Source organism: Paracidovorax wautersii (genome assembly GCF_900113035.1).
Lineage (GTDB): Bacteria > Pseudomonadota > Gammaproteobacteria > Burkholderiales > Burkholderiaceae_C > Paracidovorax > Paracidovorax wautersii.
In genome coordinates this window covers 320,355-340,095 of the sequence record NZ_FONX01000001.1, presented here as the reverse complement: position 1 = coordinate 340,095, position 19,741 = coordinate 320,355, and the positions used below count along the sequence as shown (strand labels likewise).

Here is a 19,741-nt window from a genome sequence, read left to right as displayed (position 1 = left end):
CGGCCGCAGGCCCGGGCAGGCGCGCTGCGGCCCGCATGGCGGAGCGGCTTTTTTCGGTCACCACCGGATTCCCGCCTCCGACTCGCCGTTCCAGAACAGCCAGCGCACCGCTTCCACATAGCGCGAATCGCCTTCCGCGAACGGATCGGGGCCGCCGGATTTGCGCAGCACGGCCAGCTCGCCCCCGGCGGTGCCGGCCACCACGGTGCGCCCGTCGGGCGACACGGCCAGCCCGGTGACTGCCGTGGTGGACACGCGGTGCTGCCAGAGCGGCCGGCCGGCCGCTTCGTCTCGCGCCTGCAGCATGCCGTGCGCGTCGCCGGACACCATCCATCCGGGGCCGCAGGCCTGCACCGGACCATCTGCGCCATCTTCCGTGGCGGCGGCCATCGCCTCGGCGGCCTCGATCTGCGCGGGCGACAGCGGCACGCGGCGGGCCGTGCCTTGCAGATCGAACCCCATCCACTGGAGATCCGCCGTGCCGGCAGCTGCCGCCACACCGGCGGCGATGAGCCCGCCCGCGCCCGGCAGCCACACCACCGGCCCTACGCGCCGGCCGCGCGTGGCGGCCTGCTCCGCATAGCAGCCGGGCGCATAGGCGAAGCGCCGGTGAAAGCTGGCGGCCATGTCGCCATCGCCATCGCCTGCGGTGCCGATCATGCGGGCCAGGGCCAGCACCCGCTCCGCATGCAGCGCGCGCGGGTCTGCGCCTGCCGGCAGGCCGCGGCGCTGCCGTGCGGCCCGGGCGCGGCCTGCCGTCTGCCAGGCGTGCGACAGGGCCAGCCAGGGGGCGTGGGGCGGCGCCGGGGCGAGGTGGGCCTCTTCTTCCTCGGGTGATGGAAGAGGATGGTCGTGCGCCAGCCATTGCAGGGCGTGGGACCATGGGGCTGCATCGGCATCGGCATCGGCATCGGCATCGGCATTCGGCTCGCGGCCCAGGCCGTCGTCGCCAGTGCCGGGCGCATGGGTGCGCTGCAGATGCGTCTCGGCCTGGGCCAGCAGCTGCAGCAGGTGTTCGGTGTGATCGACCGCCTCGGGCGGCAGGGGCTCGCGGGCATCGGTCCAGCGCTGGGCGTAGGTGATGCGCAGCCTGGCGTCCGAGCCGGCGTGCGTCGGCTCGCGGCCGGCTGCGACCTCCAGCTGATAGCAGGCGACGGATTCCTCGTGGTCGCCATCGTCGCTGTCGCCCGCATTCGCCGGATCGCCGCCGCTGGCCGTGCCTGCGGAGGTGCGCCAGCCCAGGCGCAAGGCCGCGCCTTCCTGCGGGCCCAGGCGCCGCAGGCCGGGCGCGGCGGGGGGCTGGGGCGGGCGGGTGCCGATCCAGAGCGGCCCTTGCCACTGGCCCTGCAGCGCCGCCCAGCGCCCGCCCTTTGCCTGCTGCGCGAAGCGGGGCAGCAGGGCCAGCAGCTCGATGCGCTCGGCCGTCCATTCGGAGATCAGCCGATCGCGCAGCGGATAGCGCAGCTGCCGCTGGGCCAGCGCCTTGCGCCAGTAGCCGAGCAGGCCCTGCCAGGCCTGCTGGCAGGCGGCGAGGGCGGCAGATTCGTCGCCGTCGGTACCGGGGCCCTCGGGCAGCGGGCGCCAGTGGGCGTCGCCGCCCGTGTCTGCGCCATGGCGGCGGTAGAGCTGGGTGAAGCCGCCCCGGGCCGCGGGCCGGCGCAGCAGCCAGCCGCTGGCGTGGGCGGCCACGGCGCGTAGCACGCTGGCATGGGTGGGCGGCGGCGCGTCGGCGACCCAGAAATCCCACTGCTGCCAGACGGTGAGGAAGAGGCCGTCGTGGTAGGTGTCGCCGTCCTCGTCCACGTGGGTGCGGGTCAGCAGGAAGTCGGTGTCGCCGAACCAGCCTTGCGCCTTGTGCTGGCTCTTGTCGGGCAGGGCGGCGCGCAGCAGCTGGTGCAGGCTGGCCGCGTCGAGCGGGGTGCCGTCGGCGGGCAGCGCGGGCAGGCCGGGCAGCGGGCTGCGCGGGGGCGCGTCGGCCACGGGTGTTGAGGGGGGCGTGAGAGGGGTGTTCATGCAGCGGGCATCACTGTGCCATGGGCTGCGCGTGGGCGGGGCGGCTGCAGGGCGGCGCGGGTGCCGCCCGATGTGACGGCGGGGCCACGAAGGCCCCGCAGGTGAGGGGAGGGCGCACGGGGCGATGGGGCCGGCGGCGCTCACTCCTTCGCTCGCTGGGGTCGCTGAGGGTCAGGCCGCCCGGTCACGCGGTTGCGCGTCGGCCGCATCGCCGCCATTGGCCTCGGCGGCTTCGGCGTAGTCGTGCTCGACGGCATGGCCGTCCTGCGAGGTTTCCGGGTCGGGCACGGGCTGGCTGCCGTCAGCGCTTGCCGCCGACTGCTGTTGCTGCTGCTGCGCTTGCGGCTGTGCCTGTGCCTGGGCTTGCTGTTCAGCCGGGGCGGCCGGGGCCGCATCGCTCGCGGAGGCTTCGGCCTGCGGCGGCTCGGGCGCTTCCGGTGCCTCGACAGGCTCGCCTTCGACCTGGATCTTGCCTTCGCGGGCAAAGCGGTCGAACTCGTCGCGCGGCATGGCGGCCACGCCTGCGGCGTTGTTGTCGGCCGTCCAGCTCAGCGTGACGCTGTCGTGCGAGTGGACCAGCTCGACCGGGCCCTGCGGGATGGGCATCGGCATGCCGTCGCCTTCGCGGTAGGTGACTTCGCCCTGGATCGTGCCTTGTTGGGTGGGATGGGATGTGCTCATGTGCGTCCTCCTTGAGTGGATGGGCGCCGGGGGGCGCTGTGGTGACGCCATTACACCGGGGCGGGCGCGGCGCGCGTGTCGGACAACGCGCGATCCGGCAGTGCAGATTGAGGCCGAATGGCTGTCACGCGCGCGCTCCGCCTGGGCCGGCAGCTATGCTTTCGATAGTGACTGCGCCGCAGCCGCTGCGGCGGCAGGCTGCGCCCGTGCAAGCCGGCTGTCGTGCCAGCAGGCGACGCCGTTGCACAGGGCGATGACGGCGCCGGCGGCACAGGTGGCCGGCCAGCCGCCGTGCTGCCAGGCCAGCGAGCCGATGGCCGAGCCGGCCGCCGCGCCCGTGAAGTAGCCGGTCATGTACACCGCGTTCAGGCGCGAGCGGGCATCGGGCGCCAGCGCATAGATCACGTTCTGGTTGCTGATGTGCACGCCCTGCAGCGCCAGGTCGATCAGCAGCATGCCGGCCAGGAACCACAGGATGCTGCCGCCGCCCAGCCAGAGCGGCAGCCAGCTCACCAGCACCAGCAGCACCGACACGCGCGTGGTCCACTGCTCGTAGCCCTTGTCGGCCATGCGGCCGGCCACGTTGGCCATCAGCGCGCCGGCCACGCCGGCCAGCCCGATCAGGCCGATCTGCGCATCGCCCAGGCCGTGCGCGGGGCCGCCCAGCATCAGCGCCATGGTGGAGAACAGCGCGCTCACCGAGGCGAACGAGAGCCCGCCCAGCAGCGCCCGGCTGCGCAGGCGCGGGTGGCGTGCGGCCAGCGTGCCCAGCGAGCGCAGCACCTGCAGGTAGCCCGGCGCATTGCGCGGGCGCGTGAGCGGCGGCAGCACGAACCAGAGCGCCAGCGCCACCAGCAGCGTGGCCACGCCCGCCACGCGATAGACGAGGTTCCAGCCGCCCAGGCCCGACAGCAGCCCGGCCACGCTGCGGGCGGCCAGGATGCCGATCAGCAGCCCGCTCATCACCAGGCCCACGGCGCGCCCGCCGCGCCCGGGCGCGGCCAGCGTGGCGGCCAGCGGCACCAGCACCTGCGCGGCCACGGAGAAGAGCCCCGTCATGACGGTGCCCACGGCCAGCAGCCAGAAGCTGCCCGCGAAGCCGCTGAGGAAAAGGCCGGCGGAGGCCAGCACCATCAGCGAGACGATGAGCCGGCGCCGCTCCAGCTTGTCGCCCAGCGGCACGAGCAGCAGCAGCCCGCAGGCGTACGACACCTGCGCGAGCGTCACGGTGAGCGCGGCGGTGGAATCGCTCACCCGCAGGTGCTGCGCGATGGAGTGCAGCAGCGGCTGGTTGTAGTAGTTGGCACCGGCGCAAAGGCCGCAGGCCAATGCCATCAGCAGCAGCACGGGTGTGGTGAGCGGGGCGGGCCCCGCGGTGGGTGTGGCTTGGTTGGTCATGGGGCAGGCGGAGTTGAGGCGTTGTCGAGAGCGGGCCGGGGGCACGCGGCTCAGCGCGCGTCTTCGGGCGGCAGGTAGGCCGTGGCGTCGATTTCGAAGAGCATGCCATCGAGCGCGAGACGGGGCACGGGAATCAGCGTGCAGGCCGGCGTGGGCGCATCGCCCCAGAGCGCGCGCAGGGCCTGCGAGAAGGCCTGCAGCCGCGCCTGGGAATGGTCCACCACCAGCGCGGTGAGGCGTGCCACATCGGCCGGGCGGGCGCCCGCCGCTTGCAGGGCGGTGGCCAGATTGGCCAGGGCCTGCCGCACCTGGGCGTCGAAGCCGTCGGCCAGCCGGCCCTCGGCATCCTCACCGCCCTGGCCGGCGATGTGGACGATGCGCGCTGGCAGGCGGGCGACGGCGACATGCGAATAGCCGTTGGGGCGCGGGTCGTAGAGGCCGGCGGGGTTGTGGAAGGAGAGCGTGGACAGAGGGCGCTGTGCTGCGGGGGCGGAGGGGGAATGCATGGCCTTAGTATCGAACCTCAAGTTGGCTTGAGGTCAACGGCTTTTGGTGCCGCAGTGGCCGTTGCTGCCCAGCGCGGTTCCCGGGGTTCCTGGTCGCTGCCCGGTGGTCGTCGCCAGGCTCCGTACTTTCCTGCTTTTCCATCATGTCTTCAGTTCCTTCGAGAAAGAAAACCGCAGAGCCCGAGCTGTCCGTGGGCGAGGTTGCCGCGCGCAGCGGCCTGGCCGTGTCGGCGCTGCATTACTACGAATCCCAGGGGCTGATCGCCAGCCTGCGCACCGCCGGCAACCAGCGGCGCTATCCGCGCTCCGTGCTGCGGCGCGTGGCGGTGATCAAGGTGGCGCAGCGCATGGGCGTGCCGCTGGCCGAGATCGCGCAGGCCCTGCAGGCGCTGCCTGCCAGCCGCACGCCCACGGCGGCGGACTGGCGCCGCATGTCGGCGCAATGGCGCGAGGGGCTGCAGGAACGCATCCGCCTGCTCACGCAGCTGCGCGACCAGCTCGACGGCTGCATCGGCTGCGGCTGCCTGTCGCTCAAGGAATGCCCTCTGCGCAACGCGCAGGATGTGCTGGCAGGCGCCGGGCCCGGGCCGCATTTCGATCCGGCCACGGTGCCCGAGCGGGCGAAGCCCAGGCCCGGGGCACCATCCCGCCGCAGGTCGCGGGTTGTGGCAGAGAGCGGCTCGGAGCCGGCCGTGGTTCACCCGGCCTGGATCTGGCCGAAGACCTAGCCAGGTAGCGGATCATTTCGGCCGAAATGGCCTCCAGCCCTTGTGGATAAAGCGCATATAGCTATCAAAAGAATAGCTTTTGACCCATTCAGGCGGCGTGGTTCGCCGCATCGCCGCCGGGCTGCAGCGCTTCATCTGCCGGCGCACTGGCCTGCATGAAGGTCCAGGGCCACTGCGCGAACAGCGTCTGCCAGTCCTGCAGGTCCGGCACTTCCGTTGGCGGGCGGGCGGCGTCCTGCGGCGCGCCGGGCCAGGGCAGGCCGCTGTCCAGCACCAGCGTTTCGCCGGTGACCGGATGCGGCACCTGCAGCCGCCAGGCGTGCAGCCAGAGCCGCTGCCCGCCCAGCCGCTCGGCCCACCAGCGGTTGAGCGGGCCCTTGCCGTGCGTGGCGTCGCCCAGGATGGGGTGGGCGATGTGCTTGAGGTGCCGGCGGATCTGGTGGCGCCGGCCCGTGGTGGGCTCGGCATGCACCAGGCTCGCGCGGGTGGTGGCGAAGCGCGGGTCGGCGGACTCGGGCAGTTCCAGCCGCGCCAGGCAGCGCAGCCAGGTGTGGGCGCTCTGCACGGGCGCATCGGGCGGCGCGTCGTCGGGGCGAAGGGCGTGATCGACCTGCACCTGCGCGGGCGCCCAGCCGCGCACCAGCGCCAGATAGTGCTTGCGCACGGCATGGTGCTCGAAGGCCTGCGACAGCGCCCGCGCCGCGGCCGGGTGCAGCGCCATCACCAGCACGCCGCAGGTGCCCTTGTCCAGCCGGTGCACCGGATACACGTGCTGGCCGAGCTGGTCGCGCAGCGTCTGCATGACGAAGCGGGTCTCGCCCGCGTCCAGCCCGGTGCGATGCACGAGCCAGCCGGCCGGCTTGTGGACGGCGACGAAGTGTTCGTCGCGCCGGAGGATGGTGAGCGCGGGCATGCGGGAGAGGATGGGGCGGGGAGGGCGCCGATTGTCTGTCATGTTCTGTTCATCCGACGGACACCGACATGTCATGCCGGGCCGGCACATTGCGGTTCAGCGGCAGCTGCGACAGGCCCCCGGACGGGTGCGGCAGGCGGTTTGCCGTACGGCGCAGCTTCTTGCGTTCCTACCTCAGGAGAACCGAATGAACGAATTGCCCACGCCCACCATGGCGCTCAGCCCAGCCACTCTGCCTCGGGGGTCGCTTCACCGCCCTGGCAGCGAAGTGGGCGTGGGCGGGGCTGCGCAGGCGCGCGGCGGGATTGCGGTGGCGTGGGCGCGCCATCTAGACGAAGTGCGCGAGGCGCAGCGCCTGCGCTTTTCCGTCTTCGCATCCGAAATGGGCGCTCGGCTGAATACGCCGCTGCCACAGCACGACGTGGACCTGTTCGATGACTATTGTGAGCATCTGCTGGTCCGCGATGCAGACACGCAACAGGTGATTGGCACCTACCGCGTGCTGACGCCGGCACAGGCCCGGCGCGTGGGCGGCACCTACAGCGACACTGAGTTCGACCTGACCCGCCTGCGCACGCTGCGCTCGCGCATGGTCGAGCTGGGCCGCAGCTGCGTCCACCCCGAGCATCGCCACGGCGGCGTGATCCTGGCCCTCTGGGGCGCGCTCGCCGACTTCATGGTGCGCAACCAGCTCGACACCATGATCGGCTGCGCCAGCATCCCCATGCTGCACAACGGCGTGGTCGGCGGCGACGCGGCGGCCAGCATCTGGCAGCAGCTGCGCCAGACCCACATGGCGCCCATCGAATACCACGTGCTGCCGCGCCTGGCCCTGCCGGTCGAGCAGCTCGACGGCTCGCTGGACATCGAGCCCCCCGCGCTCATCAAGGGCTATCTGCGCCTGGGTGCCCGCGTGCTGGGCGCACCGGCCTGGGACCCGGACTTCAACACCGCCGACCTGCCCATGCTCATGCGGCTGGCCGACCTGCCGAGCAAGTACCGCAAGCATTTCCTCGGCGCCTGAGGCGACGGTTTTCGCCGCACGTGCAGCGAACGCTGCCGGACCTTTCCGGCAGCGCGCGCGGGCCTGCGCGGGCAGGCATTGCGCCGCCGGCGCGCGGGCGCGCACGCGGCCCCGTGGCATGGGTTTTGCGGCCCTGTGCTTGATGGGCGCCTGCGCGATATCGTCCTTTTTTACCGCTCGCGAGCGGTGCTTCATGACGTTTTCGTGTCGCTGTCATCAAGCTGTAACCCAAACGTCTCATACTGTTAACCGTCCGTGATTCCCGAACTGCCTGACATGCCTCTTCCCTCTTCTGCCAGTTTGTCCCGGCCCACACCCATCACGATGGAGCCCGACGAATCCGGCAGCCCGACGGCCGATGCAGCGGCCACTGCGGCCCCGTCGCCCATCGCTCCCGTCGCCTCTGCGGCGGATGTTCCCGACGAACCCGTCCCCGCTCCCGCACCAGCGCCGGAGCCCGCACCCGTAGCGCCCCCGGTGCTGGAACTGCTGGACCGCGACCACTCCATCCTCGCCTTCAACCGCCGCGTGTTCGACTGGGCCTGCCGCACCGACGTGCCGCTGCTGGAACGCCTGCGCTATCTCTGCATCGTCTCCTCCAACCTCGACGAGTTCTTCGAAGTGCGCGCGGCCGCGCACCTCACCGCCGCCTGCAGCGGCGAGACCAAGGGCCCGTACAGCGTCGATTCGTTCGAGGCGCTGGCGGCCGATGCCCACGATCTGGTCGCCAAGCAATACGCGCTCTACAACGACTCGCTCGTGCCCGCCTTCGCCAAGGTCGGCATCCGCCTGGTGTCGCACGGCGAGCGCAACGGCGCGCAGCGCCGCTGGGTGCGCGACTACTTCATGCGCGACGTGCGGCCGCTGCTCATCCCGGTGGGGCTGGACCCGGCCCACCCGTTCCCGCAGGTGGCCAACAAGTCGCTGAACTTCATCGTGCGCCTGCGCGGCGACGATGCCTTCGGCCGCGAGAACGAGATCGCCATCGTCAAGGTGCCGCGCATCCTGCCGCGCATGCTGCGGCTGCCGCAGGAAGTGGCGCCCACCGGCGTGCAGTGCGTGAGCCTGTCGAGCATCATCCGCACCCATCTGGCCGACCTGTTCCCGGGCCGCGAGGTGTCCGAGTTCTCGCAGTTCCGCGTCACCCGCCACTCCGATCTGGCGGTGGACGAGGACGACGTGCGCAACCTGCGCACCGCGCTGCGCCAGGGCCTGCAGCACCGCCATTACGGCCAGGCCGTGCGGCTCGAAGTCTCGGCCGGCTGCTCGCGCTTTCTCTCCGACTTCCTGCAGTCGCAGTTCGGCCTGCCCGCCGCCGCGCTCTACCGCGTGCACGGGCCCGTGAACCTGGTGCGGCTCTCGCAGCTGGTCGATCTGGTCAACGATCCCTCGCTCATGTTCCCGCCATGGCGCTCGGCCTGGCCGGCGCAGCTGCCGCAGGGCGTCTCCATCCTGTCGCAGATGCGCAAGCGCGACGTGCTGATCCACCAGCCGTTCGAGAGCTTCGACGGTGTGCTCGCGTTCCTGCGCGAGGCCGTCAACGACCCGGACGTGCTGGTCATCAAGCAGACCATCTATCGCACGGGTTCCGACTCCGAGATGATGGACCTGCTGCGCGAGGCCGTGCGCCGGGGCAAGGAAGTGATGGCCGTGGTCGAGCTCAAGGCCCGCTTCGACGAAGAGGCCAACATCAACTGGGCCGAGGCGCTGGAATCCATCGGCGCGCAGGTGGTCTATGGCGTGGTCGGCCTCAAGACCCACGCCAAGATGATGCTGGTGACGCGCCGCGAAGGCCGCAACCTGCGGCGCTACGGCCACCTCTCCACCGGCAACTACAACCGGCGCACCGCGCGCCTGTACACCGACCTGAGCTACCTCACGGCCGACCCGCAGATCACCGCCGACATGGATGCGGTGTTCGACCACCTGGCCAGCCAGAACCCGCTGCCCAAGCTCAAGCGGCTGGTGATGGCGCCGTTCCATCTGCAGCGCTCCATGATCGCCTGCATCGACGCCGTGGGCGCCGCCGCAGCCCGCGGGGAAGACGCCCGCATCGTCGCCAAGATGAACGCGCTCACCGACGATGCGCTGATCCAGGCACTGGTGCGCGCCGGCCAGAGTGGCGCGCGCATCGACCTCATCGTGCGCGGCGCCTGCATGCTGCCTGCCCAGGTGCCCGGCGTGACGGACAACATCCGCGTGCGCTCGGTCATCGGACGCTTCCTGGAGCACACGCGCGTGTTCTATTTCCGCGGCGGCGCGAAGGAAGAGCTCTATCTCTCCAGCGCCGACTGGATGAACCGCAACATGCTGCGCCGCGTGGAACTGGCCTGGCCCGTGACCGATGCCAAGCTGCGCCAGCGCATCATCGACGAGTGCCTGGTGGCCTACCTGCACGACGACCGCGACGCCTGGACCCTGCAGCCCGACGGACGCTACCAGCGCGCTCCGCGTCCCCTGGACGGCCGCGGCGCGCAGATGGCGCTCACCCTGCGCTACGGCCCGCAGGTCGTGGCCACCGCCGGCCGCAACGGAACGCCCTGATGGATCTCATCCTGTGGCGCCACGCCGAGGCCGAAGAGGCGGCCGATGGGGGCGACGACCTGGAGCGCGCGCTGACGAGCCGGGGCGAGAAGCAGGCGGCCCGCATGGCCGGCTGGCTCGACCGGCAGCTGCCGGAAGGCCTGCGCGTGCTCGCCAGCCCGGCCAAGCGGACCGAGCAGACCGCCCGCGCACTGGGCCGCAAATACAAGCTGCGCGCCGAGCTGCTGCCCGGCGGTTCACCTGCGGAGTTGCTGGAACTGGTGCAGTGGCCCCGGTCGCGTGGTGCGGTGCTGGTGGTGGGCCATCAGCCCATGCTGGGGCAGGTCGTGGCCCATCTGCTGGCGCTGCAGGCCAGCGACTGCGCGATCCGCAAGGGGGCCGTGTGGTGGCTGCGCCATCGCCAGCGGCTGGAAACGGAAGAAACCGTGCTGATGGCGGTGCAGTCGCCGGAGTTTCTGTAGGCCGCTCGCAGAGCGCCTGTGCCTCCCAACGGCTGGGAGGGGCAGGGCACCCAGCCGGGTGCCCTGTGCAGGCCCGGACGCAGGGCCTGCAGGGTTTGGCAATTACTTGCGTGCGGCCTTGGCGCGCTTGGCGGCCGGGGCGGCTTCGGCAGCAGCCTTGTCGTCGGCCTTCGGGCGGCCGGTCTTGATGGAGGGAACGGCCTGCAGGGCTTGCAGCAGGGCAGCATCCGAGAGGCCGGAGAGCAGCTTCAGGCCGGCGCGCAGCAGCTCGCTCTTCTTGGCCGTCTGCGACAGCTTGCCGCTGCGCTGTTTCAGGCTTTCGATGACGGCGTACTCGTCCTTCGGGATCGTGAAGCTGTCGCGCACCATCTTGGGCTTCTTCGTCTTGGCCGCCTTTTCTGCGGCGGGTGCCGGCGCGGCGGCGGCCTTGGCCTTCACGGCGGTGCCGCGCTTGGCGGGCGCTGCCTTCTTGGCAGGGGCTGCGACGACCGCAGCCACGGCGGCGGCCACGGGCTTGACGGCGGCCTTGGCCGGCTTCGCTGCGGGCTTGGCGGGGCTGGCCTTGACGGCTGCGGGCGCCGGTGCGGCGGCGGCCGTGACTTCGGCGGCCGGGGCCGGTGCGGGAGCGGTGGTGGAAACGGAGTCGTTCGAAATGGTGGTCATGGAAGCAGTGTTGCAGAAAACGATGTAAACAGTTTATACCGTTTACATCGGTCTGCTACCGTTCTCAGCCCAGTTCGGCGACGAACTCCCAAGGCGTCTTCTGCCAGGCGATGGCTTCGTCGCGCAGCAGGTGGGCCGACTGCGGATAGCTCGCGGCCCAGCCGGGGCGCGAGCGCACCACGCAGCGGTTGCTCTCCAGATGCAGGGTCAGGCCTTCGATGTCCGGATCGCGGCGCGCATGGCACAGGCCCACGGCCACCCGGAAGCACATCAGCTGCAGCGCGAAGGAGGCATCGTCCAGATCGGCTTCGAGCTTGCGCACCTTGCCGCGATGGCCCAGCACCAGCAGGCCGAGGCGGTAGAGCTCCGACATGGCGAAGCCGGCGGCGTCGGTGTGTTCGAGGATGTAGGCCCCGTGCCGGTGGTAGTCGGTATGCGAGATGCGGCAGCCCACTTCGTGCAGGTGCGCGGCCCAGTCGAGCTCGCGCACTTCCTTGTCGCTGCCCGCGGGTGCGGCGGCGTCGAAGAGGCGGGTGGCCACGCGGGCGACGCGTTCGGCGTGGGAGGTGTCCACGCTGAAGCGCTGCATCAGCCCTCGCACGGTGGAAGAGCGCAGGTCCGTCGCCGGCTGTTCGCGGTCGAGCAGGTCGTAGAGGGCGCCCTGGCGCAGCGCGCCCTGCGCCACGTGCATCTGCTCGATGCCCAGCAGGTCGAACACCGCGCGCAGCACGCTGATGCCGCCGCCGATGACGGCGCGCCGGTCTTCCTTCAGCCCTTCCATGCGGATGCGGTCGGCGCTGCGCGCCTGCAGCAGCTGGGCCAGCAGCCAGTCCAGGCCCTGGCGGGTGATGAGGCCGGGCGTGTTGCCGGGCACCGTGGCGAGGATCTCGCCGATGGCGCCGGCCGTTCCCGAGGAGCCATAGGCCACGTCCCACGCGTCGCGCCGGTACACGCCGAGCGCTTCGTCGAGCACGGCCTTGGCGGCGATCTCGGCCATCATGAAGGCCTGTGCGGTGAACTGCCCTTCCGGGAAGTACCGGGTGGACCAGGCGACGCTGCCCACGCGGAAGGAGGCGACGGCGGAGGGCGTGAACTGCTGGCCGAGGATCAGCTCGGTCGAGCGGCCGCCGATGTCCACCACCAGGCGGCGTTCGTCGGACTGCGGCAGCAGATGCGCCACGCCCTGGTAGATGAGGCGCGCTTCCTCCGGGCCGGAGATCACGTCGATGGCGTGGCCCAGGATCTCGTTGCCGCGCTGGATGAAGACGTCACGGTTGCGCGCCTCGCGCAGGGTCTGCGTGGCGACCACGCGCACATGGGCCGGGGCGAAGTTGGCAAGCCGCTCGGCGAAGCGCGCGAGGCAGTCCCAGCCGCGCTGCATGGCGGCCGGGGAGAGGTTCCGATTCTCGTCCAGTCCGTTGCCTTGGCGCACCGTCTCCTTCAGGTATTCCACCCGTTGGATGTGGCCGTGCTCGAAGCGGCCGATTTCGAGGCGAAAGCTGTTGGATCCCAAATCCACAGCCGCGAGCAATGTTCCGTCTTGCATGGGTAGGCGCAGAGCGCTGTTTCTTTTGTCGGGCCAGCATAGCACCAGCTCCGGGCTGTTCCGGGCGGCGTCCGCCTTCCTGCGCGCGGGCGGCCTGCCGGTGGTGACGACGCTCATCGTTGCTGACCCTTGCTGCGGTGGAGTGGGGGAGGTGGCCTTGGGCCGGGCATGGCGAGAGGGAGGGGCGCAGGTTGCGGAAAAGGGGGCTTTCACACAACTGCCATGCCCGAAGACTAAGCAGCTAACACGACAGCTTTATGACGGTTCCGTGTCATCTTCCAGGGGGGGCTCCCTCTGTGACGAGGGCTTTGTTTGTCATCCTTGTGTCACAAAGCAGCCATAGAGTCGCGGCATTGATTTTTCCAACCCAAGAGGTCTCTTCATGAAACTGTCTGCGATTCGTGTCCTGGTTGCTGGTGTCGTGGCGGCTGGCGCCTTCTCTGGCGCCTACGCCCAGCAGGAAGCCACCGGCGCCGGTGCCAGCTTTCCGGCTCCCCTGTATTCCAAGTGGGCCGCTGACTACAACAAGGCCACGGGCGTGAAGATCAACTACCAGTCCGTCGGTTCCGGCGCCGGCCTGCGTCAGATCGAGGCGAAGACGGTGGACTTCGGCGCTTCCGACGCTCCCGTCAAGGACGAAGACCTGGTCAAGAAGGGCCTGGTGCAGTTCCCCACCGTGATCGGCGGCGTGGTGCCCGTGGTCAACATCAAGGGCATCCAGCCCGGCCAGATCAAGCTGACCGGCCAGGTCCTGGGCGACATCTACCTGGGCAAGATCACCCACTGGAACGATCCGGCCATCAAGGCGCTGAACGCCGGCGTGAACCTGCCCGACGCAGCCATCGCCCCCGTGCGCCGCGCCGACGGCTCGGGCACCAGCTTCATCTTCACGAACTACCTGAGCAAGGTGAACGCCGAGTGGAAGAGCAAGGTCGGCGAAGGCACGGCCGTGAACTGGCCCACCGGTGCGGGTGGCAAGGGCAACGAAGGCGTCGCCGCCTTCGTCGGCCGCCTGCCCAACTCGATCGGCTACGTCGAGTACGCCTACGTCAAGCAGAACAAGCTGACCTACGTGCAGCTGCAGAACGCCGATGGCGCCTTCGTCTCTCCTGACGACGACGCCTTCAAGGCCGCTGCCGCCGGCGCCGACTGGGCCAAGAGCTTCTACCAGATCCTGACGAACCAGCCCGGCAAGGCCTCCTGGCCCATCACCGGCGCCACCTTCATCGTGATGCAGAAGGTGCAGGACAAGCCTGCCCAGGCCACCACCTCGCTGAAGTTCTTCGAGTGGGCCTACCAGCACGGCGACAAGACGGCGATCGACCTGGACTACGTGCCCATGCCCGACACCGTCAAGAGCGTGATCATGAAGTCCTGGGGTGAGATCAAGGACACTTCCGGCAAGCCGGTCTCGCTGAAGTAAATCCCGAATGCAAAGGGCCCGCTTCGGCGGGCCTTCTTTGTCCTATCCCACACAACAAGGCCCAGACGTGTCCACTACGATGCCTGTCCAACAGACGACGTCCCGGGAGGGGGTGTCCGGTATGTCACGGACGACTCCTCCATCCCGCTCCCCCCTGATCTCCGGCGTGCTGGCCGACCGTATCTTCGGTCTGCTGGCGCGCGGCGCTGCGTTGCTGACGCTCGCCCTCCTGCTCGGCATCCTCGCCTCGCTGGTGGTGGGCGCCTGGCCCGCCATCGAGAAGTACGGCCTGGGCTTTCTGACGAGCAGCGTCTGGGACCCGGTGCAGGAGGAATACGGCGGCCTGGTCATGATCTACGGCACGCTGGCCACGTCCTTCATCGCCTTGCTGATCGCCGTGCCGGTCAGCTTCGGCATCGCGCTCTTCCTGACGGAGCTGTCCCCGGCCTGGCTCAAGCGCCCGCTGGGCACGGCCATTGAACTGCTGGCGGCGGTGCCTTCCATCGTCTATGGCATGTGGGGCCTGATGGTGTTCGGCCCCATCCTGGCCACCTACGTGCAGCAGCCGCTGCAGTCGCTCCTCTCGGGCGTGCCCTACCTGGGCGCGTTCGTGTCGGGCCCCCCGGTCGGCATCGGCATCCTGTCGGCCGGCATCATCCTGGCCATCATGATCATCCCGTTCATCGCGGCGGTGATGCGCGACGTGTTCGAAGTCACGCCCGCGCTGCTCAAGGAATCGGCCTACGGCCTGGGCTCCACCACCTGGGAAGTGGTGTGGAAGGTCGTTCTGCCCTACACCAAGACCGGCGTGCTGGGCGGCGTCATGCTCGGCCTGGGCCGTGCACTGGGCGAGACCATGGCCGTCACCTTCGTGATCGGCAACATGAACCAGCTCAACTCACTCTCGATCTTCGAGGCGGCCAACAGCATCACGTCGGCGCTGGCCAACGAATTCGCCGAAGCCGGCGAAGGCCTGCACCAGGCATCGCTGATCTATCTGGGCCTGGTGCTGTTCTTCATCACCTTCGTCGTGCTGGCCCTGTCCAAGGTGCTGCTGTCGCGCCTGAAGAAGAGTGAAGGAGCACGGTCGTGAACATGAGCACCACTTCGCAACAACTCATCTCCGCAGCCGAGCTGCAGAAGGTGCGCCAGGGCCGCTACAACACCCGCAAGCGCCTGAACCAGATCGCCCTCACGCTGTCGCTCGTCGCGATGGTGTTCGGCGTGTTCTGGCTGGTCTGGATCCTCTGGGAGACCGTGCGCCTGGGCCTGGGCGGCATGAGCATCGCCCTGTTCACGCAGATGACGCCTCCGCCCAACGAGATCGGCGGCATCTCCAACGCCATCTTCGGCTCGTTCGTGATGGTGCTGCTGGCGACCTTCGTGGGCACGCCCATCGGCATCATGGCGGGCGTCTATCTGGCGGAATACGAAACGCAAAGCTGGCTCGCGTCGGCCACCCGCTTCGTCAACGACATCCTGCTGTCGGCGCCCAGCATCGTGATCGGCCTGTTCGTCTATACGGTGGTCGTGGCGCAGTTCAAGAGCTTCTCGGCCTACGCCGGCATCCTGGCGCTCGCGCTCATCGTGATCCCCGTGGTGATCCGCACCACCGAGAACATGCTGACGCTCGTGCCCTCCAGCCTGCGCGAGGCCGCCTACGCCCTGGGCACGCCCAAGTGGAAGGTCATCATCATGGTGACGCTGCGCGCCGCCCGTGCCGGCGTGATCACCGGCGTGCTGCTGGCCGTGGCCCGCATCGCCGGCGAAACCGCGCCGCTGCTCTTCACCGCGCTGAACAACCAGTTCTGGAATGCCGACCTGTCCAAGCCCATGGCCAGCCTGCCCGTGACGATCTTCAAGTTCGCCATGAGCCCCTACGAGAACTGGCAACAGCTGGCCTGGGCCGGCGTGTTCCTGATCACCGTCGCGGTCCTCGGCCTCAACATCCTGGCCCGTGTGCTGACGCGCCAAAAATAAAGCAGCCCATTTCAGGGAAAAGACATCATGCCTCTCCAAAAAAATGCTCCGCCCGTCGCGTCCAAGATCACGGTGCGTGACCTGAACTTCTACTACGGCAAGTTCCACGCCCTCAAGGGCATCAACCTCGACATCCCCGAGAACAAGGTCACGGCCTTCATCGGCCCGTCGGGCTGCGGCAAGTCCACGCTGCTGCGCACCTTCAACCGCATGTTCGAGCTCTATCCCGAGCAGCGCGCCGAAGGCCAGATCGTGCTGGACGGCGAGAACCTGCTGACCAGCAAGCAGGACGTGGCCCTGATCCGTGCCAAGGTCGGCATGGTGTTCCAGAAGCCCACGCCGTTCCCGATGTCCATCTACGACAACATCGCCTTCGGCGTGAAGCTGTTCGAGAGCCTGAACGCCACCGACATGGACGACCGCGTGGAATGGGCGCTGCGCAAGGCGGCGCTGTGGAACGAAGTCAAGGACAAGCTGGGCCAGAGCGGCTCGGGCCTGTCCGGCGGCCAGCAGCAGCGTCTGTGCATCGCCCGCGGCATCGCCATCAAGCCCGAAGTGCTGCTGCTCGACGAGCCGTGCTCCGCGCTGGACCCGATCTCCACCGCCAAGGTCGAAGAGCTGATCGCCGAGCTGAAGAACGACTACACCGTGGTCATCGTGACCCACAACATGCAGCAGGCCGCACGCTGCAGCGACTACACCGCCTACATGTACCTGGGCGACCTGGTGGAGTTCGGCGAGACGGAACAGATGTTCTTCAAGCCGCAGCGCAAGGAAACCGAGGACTACATCACCGGCCGTTTCGGCTGAAGAACATGCGGCCGGCCGTGCGCGGCCGTGCCGCTCCCCTTTCCATGTGCCGGCCCGCCAGGGCCTGGCAGGAGGCAATGCCATGACAGAAAAACACCTCTCTTCCCAGTTCGACAGCGAACTCAACAACATCTCCGCACGCGTGATGGAACTGGGCGGCCTCGTCGAGTCCCAGATCCGCCAGGCCGTCTATGCGCTGTCGCAGTTCAGCGTGGAATCCGCCTCGCAGGTCGAATCCATCGAGGTCCGCGTGAACGCCCTGGAGGTCGAGATCGACCATGAGCTCTCCTCCATCATCGCCCGCCGCCAGCCCACGGCACGCGACCTGCGCCTGCTGATCGCCTTCTCCAAGGCCACGGCCAACCTGGAGCGCATGGGCGACGAAGCCACCAAGATGGCGCGCATGGTCAAGTCCATCATCGAGAGCGGCGCCGCCCGCTCCCTGCCCACGACCGACCTGCGCGTGGCCGCCGATCTGGCCTCGGGCCTGCTGCGCAAGGCGCTGGACGCCTTCGCCCGGCTGGACACCAAGGCGGCGGTCGCCATCCTCAAGGAAGACGACCTGATCGACCAGGAGTTCGACGGCTTCGTGCGCAAGCTCATCACCTACATGATGGAAGACCCGCGTACCATTTCCGCCAGCCTGGACCTGCTGTTCCTGGCCAAGGCCATCGAGCGCATCGGCGACCATTCCAAGAACGTGGCGGAACTGATCATCTATCTCGTCAAGGGCAAGGACGTGCGCCACACCACGCTCGACGAGATCGAATCGACCGTGCTGTGAAAGCCTGAGGCATCGCATGAAGAAACTACCCCGGGTGTTGATCGTGGAAGATGAGTCGGCGATCGCCGAGCTCATCGCCGTGAACCTGCGCCACAACGGCTTCTCGCCCATCTGGGCGGAAGATGGCGAATCGGCCCAGCGCGAGCTCGACGCCGTGCTGCCCGACGTCATCCTGCTGGACTGGATGCTCCCCGGCCAGAGCGGCCTGCAGCTGGCCCGCAAATGGCGCGCCGACAGCCGCACCAAGCCCATCCCCATCCTGATGCTGACCGCGCGCGGCGACGAGCCCGACAAGGTCGCCGGGCTGGATGCCGGCGCGGACGACTACATCACCAAGCCCTTTTCCACGCAGGAGCTGCTGGCCCGCATCCGCGCGGTGCTGCGCCGCCGTGCGCCGGAGCAGGCCGGCGAGAGCGTGACCATCGCCGAGCTGGTGCTGGATGCGGCCACCTACCGCGTGACCTACCAGGGCCAGCCGATCAAGGTCGGGCCGACCGAGTTCAAGCTGCTGCACTACCTCATGACGCACTCCGAGCGCGTCCACAGCCGTGCGCAGCTGCTCGACAAGGTGTGGGGCGACCATGTCTTCATCGAGGAACGAACGGTGGACGTGCATGTCAAACGCCTGCGCGAAGCGCTGGGCGCCGCGGGCGCGATGGTGGAGACCGTGCGCGGCGCGGGCTACCGGCTGACCGCGCAGCCCCAGCGGCTGATGCGCGCCTGAGGCCGCTGCTGCCGGGCCGCCTGCGGCGGTGCAGCGTGGCCCGGGCCTGCGCCTGAAAGGCATTTCGGCAGCCCCTCGCGGGGCTGCGCCGTTTGAGCCGCTCCGCCTGCACGTTTCGTCTTTTTCATCATTCGCCCCATAGTCCCGCCATGCTTTCGAGATTCGTCCTATTTCTGCTGTGCCAACTCTCGGGGGCTGGCCTGGGCTGGTGGCAGGGGGGGGAACTGGGGGCGCTGTTCGGCGCCGCCATCGCGGCCTGGATCTGTTTCGCCTGGGACTGGTGGCGCAGCATCCAGGTGCTGGCCTGGCTGCGCAATGGCGAACTCGATCGCGCCCCGAGGCTGCGCGGCAGCTGGGGCGAGGTCGCCGATCGCGCGCGCCGCGTGCTGCGCCTGCGCGACCAGCAGATCCAGAGCAGCGAGCGCCGCACCGCCGAGATCCTGGAGGCGCTGCAGGCGTCGCCCAACGGCGTGGTGCTGCTGGATGCGCAGGGCCGCATCGAGTGGTGCAACCAGACCGCCGCCTCGCACCTGGGCTTCGACGTCGATCGCGACATGCTGCAGACCATCGGCAACCTGGTGCGCGACCCCGACTTCACGGCCTACTACGCGGGCCACGACTTCTCGCACGGCGTGGCCCTGCAGGGCCGCGAGAGCACGGCCTCGCGGCCGGTGCGCATCTCGGTGCATCTGCACCCCTACGGCGACGGGCGCAAGCTGCTGCTCTCGCGCGACGTGACGGCGCTGGAGCAGGCCGAAGCCATGCGGCGCGACTTCGTGGCCAACGTGTCGCACGAGATCCGCACGCCGCTCACGGTGCTGACCGGCTTCGTCGAGACGCTGCAGACGCTGCGCCTCTCGGAAGACGAGCGCGAGCGCTATCTGGGCATGATGGCCCAGCAGGCCGCCCGCATGCAGAGCGTGGTGCAGGACCTCCTGACCCTCTCGCGCCTGGAGGGCAGCCCCTTGCCCGGCATGCACGACTGGATGCCCATGGAGGCGCTGCTGCGCCGCTGCGAGGATGAGGGCCGGGCGCTGTCGTCGGTGCTGGGCAGCGGCCAGTCGCGCGAACACGCCATCACCTTCCCCGACGCGCAGCAGCTGCGCGAGGCCGGAATGATCGCCGGCTCGGCCGTGGAGCTGCAGAGCGCTCTGTCGAATCTGGTCAACAACGCCGTGCGCTACACGCCCCTGGGCGGCAGCATCCGCGTGACCTGGGAGCGGCTCAGCGACGGGCGCGGCTGCTTCGCGGTGACCGACACCGGGCCGGGCATCGAGGCCAAGCACATTCCCCGCCTCACCGAACGCTTCTATCGCGTGGACCGCAGCCGCTCGCGCGAGACCGGCGGCACCGGGCTGGGTCTGGCCATCGTCAAGCACGTGGTGCAGCGCCATGGCGCGGCATTGAACATCTCCAGCGTCCTCGGCAAGGGCTCGGTCTTTTCCGTGACCTTTCCCGCCAGCCGCCTGCAGCCCGTCGCACGCGCCGAGGTGGCGCCGCCGATGGATATGGCGGCCTGAGGGGCGGGGCGCCGCGCATCGCG

At 69.4% G+C, this 19,741-nt stretch carries 17 protein-coding genes and 1 pseudogene; 11 read left to right on the top strand and 7 right to left on the bottom strand.

Going from position 1 to position 19,741, the window contains the following annotated elements; translation table 11 throughout:
• Nucleotides 1-57: 57 nt before the first annotated feature.
• The 4 genes from BM070_RS01425 to BM070_RS01410 all read right to left on the bottom strand — a co-directional run bounded on the left by BM070_RS01425 (nt 58) and on the right by BM070_RS01410 (nt 4,598).
• Nucleotides 58-2,013: a hypothetical protein gene (locus BM070_RS01425; RefSeq protein WP_139222752.1), complete on the bottom strand. Its 1,956-nt coding sequence runs from the start codon at nt 2,011-2,013 to the stop codon at nt 58-60.
• A gap of 171 nt (nt 2,014-2,184) precedes the next feature.
• Nucleotides 2,185-2,694 carry a hypothetical protein gene (locus tag BM070_RS25315; RefSeq protein WP_353615599.1) on the bottom strand — a complete coding sequence of 170 codons (510 nt, stop codon included), beginning with the start codon at nt 2,692-2,694 and terminating at the stop codon, nt 2,185-2,187.
• Between the two features lie 153 nt (nt 2,695-2,847).
• Nucleotides 2,848-4,092, bottom strand: a complete 1,245-nt coding sequence (locus BM070_RS01415) for an MFS transporter (protein WP_092936848.1) — start codon at nt 4,090-4,092, stop codon at nt 2,848-2,850.
• A 50-nt stretch (nt 4,093-4,142) separates the two neighbouring features.
• Nucleotides 4,143-4,598, bottom strand: a complete 456-nt coding sequence (locus tag BM070_RS01410) for a RidA family protein (protein ID WP_092936846.1) — start codon at nt 4,596-4,598, stop codon at nt 4,143-4,145.
• A gap of 143 nt (nt 4,599-4,741) precedes the next feature.
• Between BM070_RS01410 and soxR the strand changes: the two are divergent.
• A pseudogene (gene soxR, locus BM070_RS01405) lies at nt 4,742-5,200 on the top strand (redox-sensitive transcriptional activator SoxR); the annotation flags it as partial.
• A gap of 214 nt (nt 5,201-5,414) precedes the next feature.
• Here the strand turns inward: soxR and BM070_RS01400 are convergent.
• The gene (locus BM070_RS01400) at nt 5,415-6,281 is read right to left on the bottom strand and encodes a pseudouridine synthase (protein WP_434803155.1); all 867 of its coding nucleotides are present in this window, start codon (nt 6,279-6,281) and stop codon (nt 5,415-5,417) included.
• A 145-nt stretch (nt 6,282-6,426) separates the two neighbouring features.
• On the opposite strand from BM070_RS01400, the gene BM070_RS01395 reads away from it, so the two are divergent.
• The 3 genes from BM070_RS01395 (at nt 6,427) to BM070_RS01385 (ending at nt 10,268) form a co-directional block, all read left to right on the top strand.
• The gene (locus BM070_RS01395) at nt 6,427-7,263 is read left to right on the top strand and encodes a GNAT family N-acetyltransferase (protein ID WP_092936840.1); all 837 of its coding nucleotides are present in this window, start codon (nt 6,427-6,429) and stop codon (nt 7,261-7,263) included.
• Nucleotides 7,264-7,587: 324 nt separating this feature from the next.
• Nucleotides 7,588-9,807, top strand: coding sequence for a polyphosphate kinase 1 (gene ppk1, locus BM070_RS01390; RefSeq protein WP_092936838.1), 2,220 nt, complete (start codon nt 7,588-7,590; stop codon nt 9,805-9,807).
• Nucleotides 9,804-10,268, top strand: coding sequence for a SixA phosphatase family protein (locus tag BM070_RS01385; RefSeq protein WP_175518397.1), 465 nt, complete (start codon nt 9,804-9,806; stop codon nt 10,266-10,268). The genes ppk1 and BM070_RS01385 overlap by 4 nt, the downstream gene beginning before the upstream one ends.
• Before the next feature lie 102 nt (nt 10,269-10,370).
• Here the strand turns inward: BM070_RS01385 and BM070_RS01380 are convergent, their stop codons facing one another.
• Both BM070_RS01380 and BM070_RS01375 read right to left on the bottom strand, forming a co-directional pair.
• On the bottom strand, nt 10,371-10,931 hold the full coding sequence (locus BM070_RS01380) for a hypothetical protein (RefSeq protein WP_092936834.1): 561 nt from the start codon (nt 10,929-10,931) through the stop codon (nt 10,371-10,373).
• A gap of 64 nt (nt 10,932-10,995) precedes the next feature.
• On the bottom strand, nt 10,996-12,477 hold the full coding sequence (locus BM070_RS01375; RefSeq protein ID WP_092936832.1) for a Ppx/GppA phosphatase family protein: 1,482 nt from the start codon (nt 12,475-12,477) through the stop codon (nt 10,996-10,998).
• Nucleotides 12,478-12,859: 382 nt separating this feature from the next.
• Between BM070_RS01375 and pstS the strand changes: the two genes are divergently transcribed.
• From pstS to phoR, 7 genes are all read left to right on the top strand, one after another.
• Nucleotides 12,860-13,900, top strand: coding sequence for a phosphate ABC transporter substrate-binding protein PstS (pstS, locus tag BM070_RS01370; protein ID WP_092936830.1), 1,041 nt, complete (start codon nt 12,860-12,862; stop codon nt 13,898-13,900).
• Between the two features lie 121 nt (nt 13,901-14,021).
• Nucleotides 14,022-14,993, top strand: a complete 972-nt coding sequence (gene pstC, locus BM070_RS01365; protein ID WP_175518386.1) for a phosphate ABC transporter permease PstC — start codon at nt 14,022-14,024, stop codon at nt 14,991-14,993.
• A gap of 2 nt (nt 14,994-14,995) precedes the next feature.
• Entirely contained in the window at nt 14,996-15,880 is an 885-nt protein-coding gene (pstA, locus tag BM070_RS01360; protein ID WP_092937294.1) for a phosphate ABC transporter permease PstA, read from the top strand.
• A gap of 27 nt (nt 15,881-15,907) precedes the next feature.
• On the top strand, nt 15,908-16,690 hold the full coding sequence (pstB, locus tag BM070_RS01355) for a phosphate ABC transporter ATP-binding protein PstB (RefSeq protein ID WP_092936826.1): 783 nt from the start codon (nt 15,908-15,910) through the stop codon (nt 16,688-16,690).
• Nucleotides 16,691-16,772: 82 nt separating this feature from the next.
• Nucleotides 16,773-17,474 (top strand): phosphate signaling complex protein PhoU, encoded by a 702-nt coding sequence (phoU, locus tag BM070_RS01350; protein ID WP_092937292.1) that lies wholly within the window; start codon nt 16,773-16,775, stop codon nt 17,472-17,474.
• Nucleotides 17,475-17,490: 16 nt separating this feature from the next.
• Complete coding sequence (gene phoB, locus BM070_RS01345; RefSeq protein ID WP_092936824.1) at nt 17,491-18,198, top strand: phosphate regulon transcriptional regulator PhoB; 708 nt, start codon at nt 17,491-17,493, stop codon at nt 18,196-18,198.
• Between the two features lie 149 nt (nt 18,199-18,347).
• A complete protein-coding gene (phoR, locus tag BM070_RS01340; protein ID WP_092936822.1) occupies nt 18,348-19,718 on the top strand; it encodes a phosphate regulon sensor histidine kinase PhoR in 1,371 nt (456 codons plus the stop codon).
• The last annotated feature ends 23 nt before the right edge of the window (nt 19,719-19,741 follow it).